Below are 14,763 nucleotides of genomic sequence, written 5' to 3'. Positions count from 1 at the left end.
CCTAGTCCTTCCTGGCTTTCTTGGCGGCCTGTTGGGCACGGAACCGTTCGGCCCAGCCCTTCAGCTCCATCTGCGAGCCGCGCGCCACCGCCAGCGCGCCCTCGGTCACTTCCTTGGTGATCACCGAGCCGGCGCCGACCACGGCGCCGTCGCCGATCTTCACCGGGGCCACCAGCGAGGTATTGGAACCGATGAAGGCGCCCTTGCCGATATCGGTGAACGACTTGTTGAAGCCGTCGTAATTGCAGGTGATGGTGCCCGCCCCCACGTTGGCGCCGGCGCCGACGCGGGCGTCGCCGATATAGGTCAGGTGGTTGACCTTGGCGCCGGCCTCGATGGTGGCCTTCTTGACCTCGACGAAATTGCCGATATGGGCGTTCTCGCCGATCTCGGCGCCGGGGCGGAGCCGGGCGAAGGGACCGGCGGCGACGCCGTCTTCCACGGTGCAGCCCTCGAAATGGCAGAAGCCCTTGATCTCGACGTTGTCGCCCACCGTCACGCCGGGGCCGAACACCACGTGCGGCCAGATGGTGACGTCCTTGCCGATTCGGGTGTCCCACGACAGCCAGACGGTGGCCGGATCGATCAGGGTGGCGCCGTTCTCCATGGCGGCCTCGCGCAGGCGGACCTGGACCAGGGCTTCGGCCACCGCCAGTTCCGAGCGGGAATTGACGCCCAGCAGCTCGGCCGGATCGCCCTCCACGTGCGAGCAGGTGGCGCCGTCGGCGCGGGCCAGGGCGACGATGTCGGTCAGGTAGTACTCGCCCTTGGAATTCTTGTTGTCCACCCGCTCGATCAGGCTCCACAGGCGGTTGCCGTCGATGCACATCACGCCGGAATTGCACAGCGGGTTCTCGCGCTGGTCGGGGGTGGCGTCACGGTATTCGACGATGGCCTTCAGCCCCTCGGCGCCCACCACCAGACGGCCGTAATGGCCGGGGTCCGAGGGCTTGAAGCCCAACACCACCACCGCCGGGTCGCGGGGACCGCGCCGCTCGGCCAGCATGCGCTCAAGCGTCGCCCGGGTGATCAGCGGCGTGTCGCCGTAGAGCACCAGCACGTCGCCATCGAACGAACCCAGAGCCGCCTTGGCCTGGAGGACGGCGTGGCCGGTGCCCAGCCGGTCGGCCTGGATCACCGTGGAATGGGGGGCGACGGTCTTGCTCACCACCTCCATGTCGGGGCCGACCACCACCACCATGCGGTCGGGGGAAAGGCCCGAGACGGTGTCGAGCAGATGGCTCACCATGGGCCGGCCCGCCAGCGGATGCATCACCTTGGGCAGCGACGACTTCATGCGCGTTCCCATGCCGGCGGCAAGGACGATGACGGCGAGCTTGCTGGAAGCCATGATGCGGGCTGGACCCAATCTGTTGCGGTTGAGGCCGGAAGGTGCCACAAAAGGCCCGAGCGGGCCAAGTCAATCTTTGTTGCGGAAGGTTTCAATGGGCATGGGTTTGCAGGCGGTGCTGTTCGACCTGGACGGCACCCTGATTCATTCGCTTCCCGATCTGGTGGCGGCGGTCAACCGGCTGCTGGCGAGCGAGGGGCGAGGCGCTCTGGACGACCGCACGGTGATGTCCTTCGTCGGCGACGGGGCGGGCACCCTGGTGACGCGGGCCTTCACCGCCACCGGCGGCATGCCGGGCCCGGAGGTGGAACCCTATCTCAAGCGCTTTCTGGCCGATTACGGGCCCCGTTCGGCCGAGAACACCGTGCCCTGGCCGGGTGTGCCCGAGACCCTGGCCGAGCTGAAGGCGGCGGGGCTTCTGCTGGCCGTGTGCACCAACAAGCCAAGCCGCGCCACCGCCGAAATCCTGGCGGCGCTCGACCTGGAGCGCTGGTTCGACCTGGTGGTGGGGGCCGACGACGCGCCCGCCATCAAGCCCGACCCGGCCCACGTCACCTGCATCCTCGACCGCCTGGGGGTGCCGGCCGGGGGCGCGGTGATGGTGGGCGATTCCACCAACGACATCGTTTCGGCCAGACGGGCCGGGGTGAGGAGCGTGGCGCTGTCCTTCGGCTATTGCCACGGGCCGGTGGCGGAGCTGGGCGCCGACTGGATCATCGACGACTTCCGGGACCTTTCCCGCCTGTTGCTGGGGTAGCCCTCTTGCGTTGAAAGAGGTTCGGGGCCATGCTCTCCCCAGCCGACAATCGGGGGCGCCGTGGTCGAGGGTAAGGGTAAGCCGCAAGAGCGGCGGATTGAGGACTTGTCGCGGGAGGTGGAGCGCCTGTCGCTATACCAGGCGGTGTTCGACAACGCCTTCGAGGGCATTTTCGCCACCGATTCCGCCAACCGCATCATCGCCGTCAATCCCGCCTTCACCGCCATCACCGGCTATGGGGCCGAGGAAGCCATTGGCAACGATCCCCACATGCTGAGCTCGGGGTTCCACGACCGCGCCTTCTACGAGGAGATGTGGCACCAGATCGCGGTGAACGGCCAGTGGCAGGGCGACGTCATCGACCGCCACAAGGACGGTCGTCCCATCCGCCTGTGGCTGTCCATCACCAGCCAGCGGAGCGCGGATGGCGCGGTGGCCAGGCGCATCGCCGTGTTCCGCGACGTCACCGAGGCGCACGAGACGGCCGAGCAGCTGTGGCAGCGCAGCAATTTCGATCCGCTGACCGAACTGCCCAACCGCAACCTGTTCCTCGACCGCCTGCTGCAGGCCCTGGTGCTGGCCGGGCGCGAGGGGTCCAAGGTCGCCATGCTGTTCATCGGCCTGGACGGCTTCAAGAACATCAACGATTCGCTGGGCCACTGGATCGGCGACAAGGTGCTGCAGGAGGCGGCGCGGCGCTTCCAGAACTGCCTGCGCCAGGGCGACACCGCGGCGCGCTTCGGCGGCGACGAATTCACCGTGGTGCTGTCGGGGGTGCGGGCGACCTCGGAGGTGGAGGCGGTGATCCGCTCGGTGCTCGAGGCGCTGCAGGAGCCCTTCGTGGTCGAGCATCACCACATCCTGATCTCGTGCTCCATCGGCGTCTGCCTGTGGCCGGGCGACGGCGAGGACGTCGAGGCCCTGATGCGCAACGCCACGGCGGCGCTGCAGCAGGCCAAGCAGGCGGGGCGCAACACCTTCCGCTTCTTCACCCCGGCCATGGACGCCCGCGCCCAGGCGCGCTCCAAGCTGGCCGACGAATTGTCGGGCGCCCTGGCCCAGGGCGAGTTCCATCTGGTGTTCCAGCCGCTGGTGGACGTCAAGTCGGGCAAGGTCAACGCCGCCGAGGCGCTGCTGCGCTGGCACAACCGCTATCTCGGCGTGGTCAGCCCCGACCAGTTCGTACCCCTGGCCGAGGAGATCGGCCTGATCCGCCCCATCGGCGAATGGCTGATCACCGCCGCCTGCCGCGAGGCGCTGGTCTGGCAGGGCATGGGGCTGGGCGACCTCAACATCGCCGTCAACATCTCGCCCCGGCAGTTCCAGCAGGGCGACATCGTCGCCATCATCAAGCGCGCCCTGGACGAGACGCGCCTGCCGCCCTGGCTGCTCACCGTCGAGATCACCGAGGGGCTGCTGCTCTCCAACGGCGAGGAGATCCTGGCCAAGATGGAGGCCATCCGGAGCCTGGGGGTCAGCCTGTCGGTGGACGATTTCGGCACCGGCTATTCGTCGCTGTCGTACCTGAAAAGCTTCCCGGTGGACGTGCTGAAGATCGACCGCTCGTTCATCGCCGACATGGGGGCGCGCCCCGACGACGCCACCATGGTCGAGGCGATCATCGCGCTGGGCCACTCGCTGCACCTGGAAGTGGTGGCCGAGGGGGTCGAGACCCAGGAGCAACTGGACTTCATCACCAGTCAGGGCTGCGACGTGGCCCAGGGCTATTTCTTCTCGCCGCCGCTCTCCGGGCCGCGCTTCCGTGAATTCGTGCTGGACCGCCACGGCCTGCCGCACCCCAGCGGCATCGCCGGCGTGGCGCCCCATGGAATCCGGGTGCTGTTCGCCGACGACATGGAACTGGTCCGTCTGGTGTTCCGCGACTTCCTGGACGGCACCGGCTGCATCATCGACGAGGCCGCCAGCGGGGCCGAGGCCATCGCCAAGGCCACCGCCATACGCACCGATGGCGGCAACCGCCATCAGCTGGTGGTGCTCGACCTCTGCATGCCCGAGGTGGACGGCTTCGAGGTCGCCCGGGCCATCCGGCTGTTCGAGGAAAGCCACGACCTCGCCCCGGTGCCGCTGATCGCCCTGACCATCGACGATTCCGAGGCCAGCCGCGAGCGGGCGCGCGACGTCGGCTTCGACCGCTTCCTGGTCAAGCCCATCTCCCGTTCCGACCTGCTGGCCGCCATGGCCGAGATGCTGCCGCCCGCCGATACCGACGCGGCGCCGTCCGCTCCGGGGCTGGCGGCGGGAATCAACATTCCCGCCGGGCTGGAACACCTGCTGCCCGCCTTCATGGCCGAGATGCTCAAGGATCAGGAGGCGCTGCGCCGCCTGGCCGAGGCGGGCGACCGCGCCGCCCTGGCCGACCACGTCCACGCCATGCGCGGCAAGTGCGGCATGTTCGGCGAGGAGGCGCTCTATACTCTGCTGGGGGACCTGGAGGCGCTGGCGCCCGGGGGCGACAGCGGCGAAATCACCCGTCTGGTCGCCAAGGTCGTTGAACGGGTCGGCCGCCTGTAGCACCATGGAAGCCCAGCCCGGGGCGGAACCAGCATGAAGATCACCCAGTTCACCGATTTCTCCATCCGTCTGCTCATCTACCTGTCCCACCACCGCGACCGGGTGGTGACGGTGCGCGAGGTGGCGGAGTATTACGGCATCTCGGCCGAGCATCTGAAAAAGATCGTGCGGGCCCTGGCGGAGCTGGGGCATGTGCAGACGGTGCGGGGCAAGCATGGCGGCCTGCGCCTGGGCCGCGATCCGGAAGCCATCGACCTGGGCCGGCTGTTTCGCCAGCAGGAGAACCTGGCCCTGCTGCCCTGCCACGAGCCCTGCGACACCTGCCCCATAATGGCATGCCGGTTGCGCGTCCTGGTGGACGAGGCGCTCGCCGCCTTCCTTGCGGTGTTCGACGGCAAGACCCTGGCGGACGTCATCTAGGCCAGGACGCGGTTGCGTCATCTAGAGCGACGAGCGTCAAATATGAAACACGCTGTCATGCTGAGCGCAGCGAAGCATCTTTCAGCCTGAGGCCGTTGCCGCCTGTGCCTGAAAGACCCTTCGCCGAGGCTCAGGGTGACAATCTGTCTCTGATTTGACGCTCGATGCTCTAGGCCAGGACGCGATTGCGTCCGGCCGCCTTGGCGCGGTAGAGCGCCGTGTCGGCGCGGGCGAGAATCTGGTCCAGGCTGCTGTCCTCGGTCGTACGCTCGGCCACGCCCAGGCTGGTGGTCAGCCGCAGCGGCGGTTCTCCCTCGCCCAGGGGAACCGCGATCGCGGCCACCGCCTGACGCAGCCGCTCGGCCACCTGCAGGGCGCCGGAGAGCGGCGTCTCGGGCAGCATGGCGGCGAATTCCTCTCCCCCCAGCCGGCCGAAGGAATCGATCTCGCGCAGATTGGCGCGGATGGCGGCGGTGGCGGCCCTGAGCGCCTGATCGCCCACCGCGTGGCCGTGGCGGTCGTTGACCTGCTTGAAATGGTCGATGTCGATCATCAGCACCGAAACGGGGCCGCCATAGCGGCCCGAGCGTTCCAGCTCCTGCTCGGCGGCGGCGAAGAAGGCGCGGCGGTTGAGGCAGCCGGTCAGCTCGTCGGTGGTGGCCAGATGGCGCAGCTGGCTTTCCATGCGCTTGCGCTCGGTGATGTCGGTGACGATGCCGATGGTGCCGATGGCCTCGTCCGGCTTGTCCCGGCAATCGCTGCGCACCACGCCCTTGTTCACCACCAGGGTGCGGGTGGCGCCCTGCCGGTCGATGGAGGTTTCGAAGGCCAGCCCGCCCTGGCCGCCCAGATGCAGGCTCTGGTCGGCCAGCTGGTCCAGCCCGGCCAGCGGCTCGGGCAGGGTGTCGAGGGCGGGGCGGCCGTGCCAATCCCCGTCGCCCACGGCGAACATCTCGCGGAAGGCCCGGTTGTAGAGGCGCAGGCTGCCGTCGGGGTCCTTGAACCACAGGGGATTGGGCAGCAGTTCCACCAGGCTTTCGGCGAAGCGCCGCGCCTCGTCCAGCTGGCAGGTGCGCTCGGTGACCCGGCGCTCCAGGGTCGAGGCCATGGCCTCGATGGTGGAGAGGTGAATCCATGACCGGAGGCCGCCGATCAGCGAGGTGAACAGCTTCTGCGCCGTCAGCTCGGTCTTGGAGCGGTAGTCGTTGATGTCGTAGGCCAGCATGACGTCTCGTTCGGGCGCCTCGCCCGGCTGGCCGGTGCGCAGCACGATGGCCAGCCGCCGGTTGCCCAGGTCGTCGCGCACGTGGCGGATCAGCGACAGGCCGGCGTCGGGGGTCTCCATCACCACGTCCAGCAGCATGACCGGAATGTCGTGGCGGGCGGCCAGGATGGCGCGGGCCTCGGCGCCCGACATGGCGCTGATCACCTCGAAGCCCTTGCCCTGGAAGCTGAAGTCGCGCAGCAGCACCCGGGTCATGGAATGGACGTCGGGGTCGTCGTCCACCACCAGGACCGGCCAGGGGGCGGCGCCCTCGATGGCGCCCGTCCGCCGGCCTCTGCGCAGCGACAGCCTGGTCCTGCCGGCCGGTTCCGGGCTGGTGTCGTCCGGGTTCTTGCTCATTCGCTCATATTCCACCCGCGCCATTGCCCGCGCCACCCCCGGATTGCGCCAGAGTGTGACGAAGGATTAGGCGGCGGGGGCCAGGGGCATGTGGATGGTGAAGCGGGTGCCGCCGCCGGGGGGGCATTCGGCGCCGACGCTGCCGCCCAGCGGGCCGGTCACCAGATTGTAGACGATGTGCAGCCCGAGGCCCGAGCCGCCGCTGCCCCGCTTGGTGGTGAAGAAGGGGTCGAAGACGCGGCCCAGGTTCTCCTCGGCGATGCCCTTGCCGTCATCGGCATAGGCCAGCCGCACGCCGGCCTCGCCGTCGCGGTCCACCGTGATGGACAAGGTGCCCAGCTGGCCCGGATCGTAGCCGTGAACCAGGGAATTCATGACGAAATTGCTCAGCACCTGGGACAGGGCGCCGGGATAGCTGTCCATGACGATGCCGTCGGGGCAGTCCAGGCGCAGCGCGTGGCCGGCCTGGCGCAGATGGGGGCCCAGGCTGGCCAGGGTCTCGCGGATATAGGCGGCCAGGTCGAAGCGGCGGCGCTCCGAGGTGGTGCGGTCCACCGCCACCTGCTTGAAGCTGCGGATCAGGTCGGCGGCGCGCTCCACGTTGGCGAGGATCAGGCCGGTGGTGTCCTTGACCGTGTCCATGTAGCGCTCGAAATCCTCGACCGAGATGTCGTCGGCCTCGAACAGTTTTCGCATGGAGGCGGTGGAATCGGCCAGATGGGAGGCGCAGGACAGCGCGATGCCCACGGGGGTGTTGATCTCGTGGGCGACGCCGCCCACCAGGGCGCCCAGCGAGGCCAGCTTTTCCGCCTGGACCAGGGATTCCTGGGCGGCCTTCAGGCTTTCCAGGGCGTCCTCGGCCTCGGCCTTGCGGCGCCCCAGTTCCTGGTTGACCGAGGCCAGCTGGGCCTGCAGGCGGTCGGAGACGCGGACCAGCCGGCGCTGCTCGCGGACCGAGCGGGAATAGGCCTCGATCAGCGAGGCGATGCCGTCCTTGACCGGTTCCGGGGCGGATTCGAGCCGGCGGCGCAGATCCTCGGCCTGTTCAAGGCTCTTCTCCTCGGCGTCGAAGAGGTTGAAGCCGTTCAACGGGTCTACTCGACCGCCACCAGGTTGAAGGTGACGTGGGCGAGGTCCTCGCTGAAATCCTCGCCGAACTCCTTCATGGTGTCGTCGTCGGGGGCGTAGAACCAGTTGACGGTCAGCCGGCAGCCGGATTCCGCCGCCTGGTCGAGCATCTGGAACATGTTCATCAGCGCCTTGGCGCTGGAGCTGTTGAAATAGGCGAGATCGAAGTCGAAGGTCACCTCGCGGCCCCCCGCATTGCCCAGGAACCCCTCCAGGGCGGCGAAGATGGGGCCGAACACGGCGGAAGCGTCCTCGGGATAGGATTCACCCTTGAGGCTGAGACGCCCGGCGGCGAAATCGAAATCCACCGCGGGCGAACGTTCCGTGGCCGCGATCGTCAGATTGTCCATAAGCACCTCAGATGGATACCTTCATGCAGAAGAAGAACTTCTGCTCGTCGATGGGGTCGAAATCGAATTCGATGGGCTCGCTGGCCCGCCGGGCGATCTCGATCAGGCCGATGGTGGCGCCCTTGCTCTGTTCCTCGGGGGCTTCCTTCAGCTGTTCCTTGTAATAGGCCTTGATGGCGTCGCGGTCCATGGAGCGCAGCCGCTCCAGCCTTTCCCGCAGCCGGGGCTCGTCGGCGGCCAGCACCACGTTGGCGCAGACGATGAAGAAGCGGTCGTTCTCGGTGCCGATGGTCACCATGCCCGACGACAGCTCGATGGACTGGCCCTTGTCGCTGGACAGTTTCTCGGCGGAATAGCGGATGATGTTCTGGGCCTGCTCGACGAAGACGGAGAACACCTTCTTCACCGTGCTGACGTTGGCGTCCTCAAGCGTCATCTTCTGGCGCAGCGCGTTGCCCAGCGAATAGAGGATCTCCTCGGACAGATAGCCCGAGAACGAGAAGATGATGCCGCGCTGGTCGAGGTCGTGCTTGAACGAGCGGTATTGTTTCGCAAGCATGCCGGCTACCTGTTGCCTTGGCCAAGTTCATGGACGGTATCATCGGGGGCGGGGGCGCTCAAGCCGTCTTGCACGGGATCGATGCCCTCGGCCCCGGCGCCGGGGGACGGACGCAGCCGCACGGTGAAGCGCGAGCCCGTCTTCAGGCGGCTGTCCACGGTCACCGCGCCCCCATGCATCTCGACGATCTGACGGACCATGTGCAGGCCGATCCCCGAGCCGGGAATCCCCTTGGAATTGGCGGCCCGGTGGAAGCGCTCGAAGATGTGGGGCAGGTCGCCGGGGGGGATGCCCATGCCCTGGTCGGCCACGGTGATGGCCACGTCGGCGCCGTCGCGGGCGGCGGTCACCAGGACTTCCGAGCCCGCCGGGGAATACTTCACGGCGTTGCCCACCAGATTGTTGATCACCAGGGCGATCATGCCGGGATCGCCCCAGACCGCGAGGTCGGGGGCCACGTCGGGGCGGTAGAGATGGGTGGGAGAGGCCACCCGGTAATGGGCCAGGGTCACCTCGATCATGGGGCCGATGGCGAAGGATTTCTCGTGCAGCACGATGCGGCCGCTGTCCAGCTGCTCGTCGGCCAGGCAGGTGTCGATCAGGCCCAGCAGGCGCTGCACCCCGCCCCTGATGGTGTCCAGGCGGGCGACGCCGCCGGGATCGCTCTTCTCCACCCGGATGCGCAGCATCTGGGCCGAGGAATCGATGATGGCCAGCGGCGTGCGGAATTCATGGCTGACCATGGAGAGGAACTGCCGCAGCTGGTTCTTGGCCTCGGTCTCGCGCAGCAGGGCGGTCTCGGCCCGGGTCTTGGAGCGGGCCAGGGCCTCGTTGCTCTCGCGCAGCTCGGCGGTGCGGTCCTCGACCTTGGCCTCCAGCGAGGCGTTCAGCTCGGTCAGTTCGGCGTTGAGGCGCTCGATGGTGGTGATGTCGCTCCAGGCGCGCAGTGCCGCCACCAGGGCGGTGAACATCTTCTGGGCGGTCAGCTCCGCCTTGCTCTTGTAGTCGTTGATGTCGTAGCCCAGCACCACCTCGCGCTCGGGGGCGTCCCCGGGCTGGCCGGTGCGCAGGATGATGCGGACGCGCCGGTTGCCCAATTCCTCGCGGATGTGGCGGACCAGGCGCAGGCCGGCGTCCGGGGTCTCCATCACCACGTCCAGCAGCACCACGGGAATCTCGGGCTGCAAATCCAGGATGGTGGCGGCCTCGGCGGCCGAGGTGGCCTCGATGCACCTGAACGGGCGGCCCTGGTAGCTCAGGTCGCGCAGAATGACCCGGGTCATCTGGTGGACCTGCTCGTCGTCGTCGACGATCAGGATCGGCCAGGGCGGAGCCGAGGGGGAGGGGGCGGAGCGGTCGCCGCGCGGCTTGAAGGCGAGTTTGCGCGGCTCCGCCATCGGCTACCTGAGGCCGACCGGCGCCGCGAAGGCGTAGCCGACGCTGTGGACCGATTCGATGGGCAGCGGATGGCCGAAGGTCTGGTCGCCCTTGGCCCTGAGGCGGCGCACCATGGAATCCACCGAGCGGTCGGCCGGGTCCCAGCCGCGCTTGCCCAGCGCCCGGAAGATCTCGTCGCGCGACACCGGCTCGCCCGGGCGGGTCACCAGCAGCGAGACGAACACCCGCTCGTTGCCGGTCAGCTTGATGGATTTGCCGTCGGGGGCGATCAGGGTCCAGGTCAGCTGGTCGTAGATCCACTCGGTGGGCACCGACGGCGGAGCGGCGGGCTGCGGGGCGGATTCGGGCACCGGGCGCGCCTCGCCCGCCGGCTGGGCGGCCGGCGAGACCCGCATGCGCCGGGCCAGGGTGCGGACCTGGGCCTCCAGTTCGCGCAGCTCCACCGGCTTGACCATGTAGACGTCGGCGCCCACTTCCAGCCCGACCACCCGGTCGACGTTGAGCCCGCGTGCCGTCAGCATGATGATGCCCACGTCGGAATGGGAGCGCAGCCGTCCGGCGATGGAAAAGCCGCCCTCGCCGGGCAGGTTGATGTCCAGAATGATGATTTCGACGGGATGCTCGTCCAGGGCGCGGTCAAGCTCCTTGCCGTCGCCGCAGCCGACAACGTCGTGCCCGCAAGCCGAAAGGTATTCGACCAGATCCGCCCGAAGAGGAGCTTCGTCCTCGACCACCGCGATCCGCGCCATGGGGTCCAGCCTCCAGAACAATTTCGACAGGGAAATCATAAACACCGAGTTACGTACAATAACAAGTCGTTGCACCATGTGACGCAATGTTGCGCCACTTGGGCCGCTTTTACCTCTTCCCTTCCCGAAATCCAGTGGGGATGCCGCTTTCGCCCGGCATGGACGCCGTCAAAGTTCGTCACCGTGCCGCTGGGGTATAGCCATAAGGCATATAGTCCTTGCGGGAATTATTCCAAAGAACCCGTCCCTGAACCCGAGATGGACGGCCGGCTTGGAGTGTGGCGATGAATACGCAGATTTGAATCCTAGCGGGTTGCGTCTCCCGATGGATGTTCTTGTGACGCAATGTGTCTATTATTGGTTTATCTCTCGGGTGTCGGTCGGTGGGAGGCTTCAGCGCCGGCGGGGCGCGCGGGTACGCTTCTGCCTGGGAGGCGGGTCGGGGTCTTCGGCGGGAAAGCCCGGCGGCGGCGAGGCGGACGGAGCCGGGGGAGGCTCGGCGGGCTTCGCGGCCGGCGGCGGCAGGGTGGCGGGCGGCGGCGCCTTGTCTTCCCCGGCCGGGGGCAGCGACTGAATCTGGCCGCTCAGCACCTCGACGGTCTGCAGCAGGGCCTGCAGCTTGGCCTTGAGGTCGTCGATGGAGGCGGCTTCCGGCGGTGGCGCCTTGGCCCGGCGCGGCCTCGCCGCCTTCGGCCTGGCGGCCAGGGCCGAGGAACCGCCGTTGAGGAAGGCGTTCAGCCACTTCTCCACCAGATCGGGGGTGGCGCCCAGGGCGGCGGCCACCTGTTCGCGGCTCTCTCCGCCCAGCACCCGCATCACCGCCTCGGTCTTCTGGCGGTTGCCGAAACGCTTGCGGCTGGGTGCCACCGGTACCGGCAGGGAGGCCGGGCGGGGCGGAGGGGCTACCGACAGCGCCTGGACCGGAGCCGCCGTCGCCGGCGTGGCGGAAATGCGGCCGGGGGGAGCGGCGGGGGGCGGCGCGGCGGAACTTCCCAGCGCGTGCATGATCTGATCCAGGCCGGGCTTGGCGGGCGGCGGCCCGTCGCCGGCCGGCGGGGCCATGCGCAGCGTGGCTTCGGGCTCCGGCGGGGACAGGCGGGCGATGATCTTGTCCACCTCGGCGCGGGCGGCGGCGGCGGCCTCGGTCACCGGCCGGAAGGGAACCCGCTTCTCGATGAGTTCGAGCAGGATGGCGGAATCCCTGGCATAGGCCAGCGGCACCGAGGGAGCGGCGCCCGCCGTATGCTGGATGAAACGCCGCACCCTGGCCGGAATACGCCGCAACAGCCCCGCCCGGCGGGTGGACAGCACCTTGAAATCCATCACCCGGATCAGCAGGGCGCCGTGGCGCCTGGGGTGCAGGTGCTCGAAAAAGTATTCGATCAGTTCGACCTCGGCGAATTCCAGAATCAGGAAACTCTTTTCCTCGGCCTGCCAGCGGAGGACGAAATCGCTGATCTCGGCCAGCTGCGCCGCCATCTGATCGGCGAACACCGCCGGGTCCAGCATGGTCCATGCCTTGCCGCTGGTCATGGGCAGGCGCCCGGGGCGGCCGAAATTGCGGGTCAGGTTGCGGGCCACCGCCAGCAGGACCCGATTGCCGGAATGTCGCGTGCCGCGCGGAAAGCAGTCGTGCAGCAGGTCGGCGGCCTCGAAATCCATGGCGGGCGGCGGCTCGCCCAGCAGGCGGTCCAGGGATTGCAGGTTGCCGGGCACCGCCACCTCGCCCCGCTCCGGCAACTGGCGCAGGGCCGAGCGCAGGCGGTCCAGCGCCGCTTCCGGATCGAACGCGGGAACGGAATCGGGCTCGGACATGGCGGGCGGCAACAGGGGGGGCGGCCCCCCCGGCCGGATGCCGCCGGAAGTGGCGGGGCCGCCCATGCTCCGGGTCAGACGGGACAGGCCGCCGCGCGCATGCTGGAGCAGGGCATGGCGCTCGGCCGGATCGGCCAGATAGCGCCAACTGGCGGCCAGCCGTCCCAGGCCCCGGCGCAGGGGGGCGAGCAGGCTCCCCTCCTCGGCAGGGGCAGGCTGCTCCGCCGCCTCGCTGACGGTGAGCCAACCGCCCTCGACGGGGGGAGGTGGCACGGCGTCGCCCTCCGCCCCCGACGTGGCCGGCATATGCGATTCCGTTTCGGGCGAATCCGTCCGCTTCATCCCTGGGGGACCTCCATTGGGCGCGGAATTTACTCCAACCTCCTGCACAGGTCCAATCGAACCCGTGATCGCCCGGCATGATCCGTCCGGGCAAGTGTTATAGTATAACGCGCTCTTGCATTCGGACACGGCGGCGGGTACATCTCGGCGGAGATGGTTCCTTGGGACCGCCCTCGGGTTGGGGTCAAGGTGAAAAGGGAATGCGGCCAAGGGCTTCGATGCCCCAATCCGCTCCGGGCGGGGTGTCCCGGATGCGGGTGGACCTGCGCCGCATTCGGAAGGGGTGGATTTCGACATGAAGACTGGAACTTTCGCCATCGGACTGGCCGTCGCCGCCGGGCTGTGCCTGACCTCGGCCGCCTCGCGGGCCGAGGAGGCCAAGGGGCTGTGGGAGCGCGAGACCCTGACCGGCGATTGGGGCGGCCTGCGCCCCCATCTGGCCGACAGGGGCGTCAAGGTGAACGCCGCCTATACCGCCGAGATGCTGGGCAACCCGTCCGGCGGCATCAAGCGCCGCGCCGTGGGCAACGCCCTGCTGCAGGTGGATGTGGACGCCGATCTGGAACAGGCCATGGGCTGGAAGGGGGGCGCCTTCCACGTCACCGGCCTGCACGTCCAGGGCCGCCAGCTGTCGGCCAATTTCATCGGCAACCTGATTCCGGTGCGCGACATCGAGGCGGCGCCCTCGACCCGGCTGTTCTCCCTGTGGCTGCAGCAGAGCGTGCTGGACGACAAGGTGTCGCTGCGCCTCGGCCAGTTGCCCATGCAGGAGGAATTCTTCAACTCGGTGGTGGCCACCAACCTGATCAACTCCGCCTTCGGCTGGCCGCCGTCCTTCGCCGCCAACCTGCCCTCGGGCGGCGGCGGCTATCCCCTGTCCAACCTGGGCGCGCGGCTCAAGGTCCAGGCCACCGAGGAACTGGCGGTGCAGGCGGGCCTGTTCACCGGCAACGTGGCACCCGGCACCAATGTCGGCAACGACGCCCAGAAGCGCAACCGCAGCGGCGTGGACTACACCGTGGATGGGGCGCCCATGTGGATGTTCGAGACCCAGTACGGCCTCAACCAGGCCAAGGGCGCGGCCGGCCTGCCCACCATGTTCAAGCTGGGCGGCTGGTATTACGGCGGCCGCGCCACGGATCAGCATTACGACGAGGCCGGCGTGTCGCTGGGCAGCGGCGCGGCGGGTTCGGCCAAGACCCATCGCGGCAACTGGGCGGTCTACGGCATCTATGACGGCATGGTCCACCGCGAGGCGGGCACCGAGGATCTGGGGCTGTCGGCCTTCCTGCGGGTCACTGCCCTGCCCGAGGACCGCAACCAGATGCCGTTCTATTTCGATACCGGCCTGGCCTACAAGGGACCGTTCGAGGGGCGCGACGACGACGTGGCCGCCCTGGGCTTCGCCTTCGGCCGCATGAGCCCGGCACTGGCGGCCCGCGACGCCGACGCAAGGCGTTTCGGCACCAATACCGCTCCCGACCACGATTACGAGGCGGTCGTCGAACTGAGCTACCGCTATCAGGTGACGCCCTGGCTGACCGTGGTGCCGGACGTGCAGTACGTGGTCCATCCCGGCGGCACCACCACGCTTCCGGAAAATTCGTCCAAGACCATTCCCGACGCCACGGTGGTGGGTTTGCGGACGGTGTTCAAACTGTAGGTTCTTGCGGATTCCGAAGGCGTCGATTATACCTTGCGGGCGGAGTCGGGCAGGGGGTGTCAACCCCTTGATTCT

General features: G+C 68.4%; 12 protein-coding genes. 4 read left to right on the top strand and 8 right to left on the bottom strand.

The features are described 5' to 3' along the window. Window position 1: 1 nt before the first annotated feature. Window positions 2-1,351 carry a bifunctional UDP-N-acetylglucosamine diphosphorylase/glucosamine-1-phosphate N-acetyltransferase GlmU gene (gene glmU, locus ACV4UZ_RS13940; RefSeq protein ID WP_491601411.1) on the bottom strand — a complete coding sequence of 450 codons (1,350 nt, stop codon included), beginning with the start codon at window positions 1,349-1,351 and terminating at the stop codon, window positions 2-4. Between the two features lie 94 nt (window positions 1,352-1,445). Between glmU and gph the strand changes: the two genes are divergently transcribed. The 3 genes from gph (at window position 1,446) to ACV4UZ_RS13925 (ending at window position 5,060) form a co-directional block, all read left to right on the top strand. Next, window positions 1,446-2,108, top strand: a complete 663-nt coding sequence (gph, locus tag ACV4UZ_RS13935) for a phosphoglycolate phosphatase (RefSeq protein ID WP_491601410.1) — start codon at window positions 1,446-1,448, stop codon at window positions 2,106-2,108. Window positions 2,109-2,213: 105 nt separating this feature from the next. Next, complete coding sequence (locus ACV4UZ_RS13930; RefSeq protein ID WP_491601409.1) at window positions 2,214-4,640, top strand: EAL domain-containing protein; 2,427 nt, start codon at window positions 2,214-2,216, stop codon at window positions 4,638-4,640. A 33-nt stretch (window positions 4,641-4,673) separates the two neighbouring features. Continuing rightward, window positions 4,674-5,060 carry an RrF2 family transcriptional regulator gene (locus tag ACV4UZ_RS13925; RefSeq protein ID WP_491601408.1) on the top strand — a complete coding sequence of 129 codons (387 nt, stop codon included), beginning with the start codon at window positions 4,674-4,676 and terminating at the stop codon, window positions 5,058-5,060. A gap of 169 nt (window positions 5,061-5,229) precedes the next feature. Here the strand turns inward: ACV4UZ_RS13925 and ACV4UZ_RS13920 are convergent, their stop codons facing one another. The 7 genes from ACV4UZ_RS13920 to ACV4UZ_RS13890 form a co-directional block, all read right to left on the bottom strand. Beyond that, window positions 5,230-6,684, bottom strand: coding sequence for a sensor domain-containing diguanylate cyclase (locus ACV4UZ_RS13920; RefSeq protein ID WP_491601407.1), 1,455 nt, complete (start codon window positions 6,682-6,684; stop codon window positions 5,230-5,232). A 66-nt stretch (window positions 6,685-6,750) separates the two neighbouring features. Continuing rightward, window positions 6,751-7,773, bottom strand: a complete 1,023-nt coding sequence (locus tag ACV4UZ_RS13915) for a sensor histidine kinase (protein WP_491601406.1) — start codon at window positions 7,771-7,773, stop codon at window positions 6,751-6,753. A 5-nt stretch (window positions 7,774-7,778) separates the two neighbouring features. Beyond that, the gene (locus tag ACV4UZ_RS13910) at window positions 7,779-8,162 is read right to left on the bottom strand and encodes a DUF1987 domain-containing protein (RefSeq protein ID WP_491601405.1); all 384 of its coding nucleotides are present in this window, start codon (window positions 8,160-8,162) and stop codon (window positions 7,779-7,781) included. A 7-nt stretch (window positions 8,163-8,169) separates the two neighbouring features. After that, complete coding sequence (locus tag ACV4UZ_RS13905) at window positions 8,170-8,721, bottom strand: SiaB family protein kinase (RefSeq protein WP_491601404.1); 552 nt, start codon at window positions 8,719-8,721, stop codon at window positions 8,170-8,172. 5 nt (window positions 8,722-8,726) lie between these two features. Beyond that, window positions 8,727-10,118, bottom strand: a complete 1,392-nt coding sequence (locus ACV4UZ_RS13900; protein ID WP_491601403.1) for an ATP-binding response regulator — start codon at window positions 10,116-10,118, stop codon at window positions 8,727-8,729. A gap of 3 nt (window positions 10,119-10,121) precedes the next feature. Continuing rightward, window positions 10,122-10,868 carry a response regulator transcription factor gene (locus ACV4UZ_RS13895; protein ID WP_491601402.1) on the bottom strand — a complete coding sequence of 249 codons (747 nt, stop codon included), beginning with the start codon at window positions 10,866-10,868 and terminating at the stop codon, window positions 10,122-10,124. Window positions 10,869-11,261: 393 nt separating this feature from the next. Beyond that, window positions 11,262-12,956: a helix-turn-helix domain-containing protein gene (locus tag ACV4UZ_RS13890; protein ID WP_491601401.1), complete on the bottom strand. Its 1,695-nt coding sequence runs from the start codon at window positions 12,954-12,956 to the stop codon at window positions 11,262-11,264. 364 nt (window positions 12,957-13,320) lie between these two features. Here ACV4UZ_RS13890 and ACV4UZ_RS13885 point away from each other — a divergent pair, with 364 nt between their 5' ends. Further along, on the top strand, window positions 13,321-14,688 hold the full coding sequence (locus ACV4UZ_RS13885) for a carbohydrate porin (RefSeq protein WP_491601400.1): 1,368 nt from the start codon (window positions 13,321-13,323) through the stop codon (window positions 14,686-14,688). The last annotated feature ends 75 nt before the right edge of the window (window positions 14,689-14,763 follow it).

Source organism: Paramagnetospirillum sp., assembly GCF_058402745.1.
Note: the sequence above shows the minus strand (reverse complement) of the source record. Positions and strands in the feature narration are given on the sequence as shown.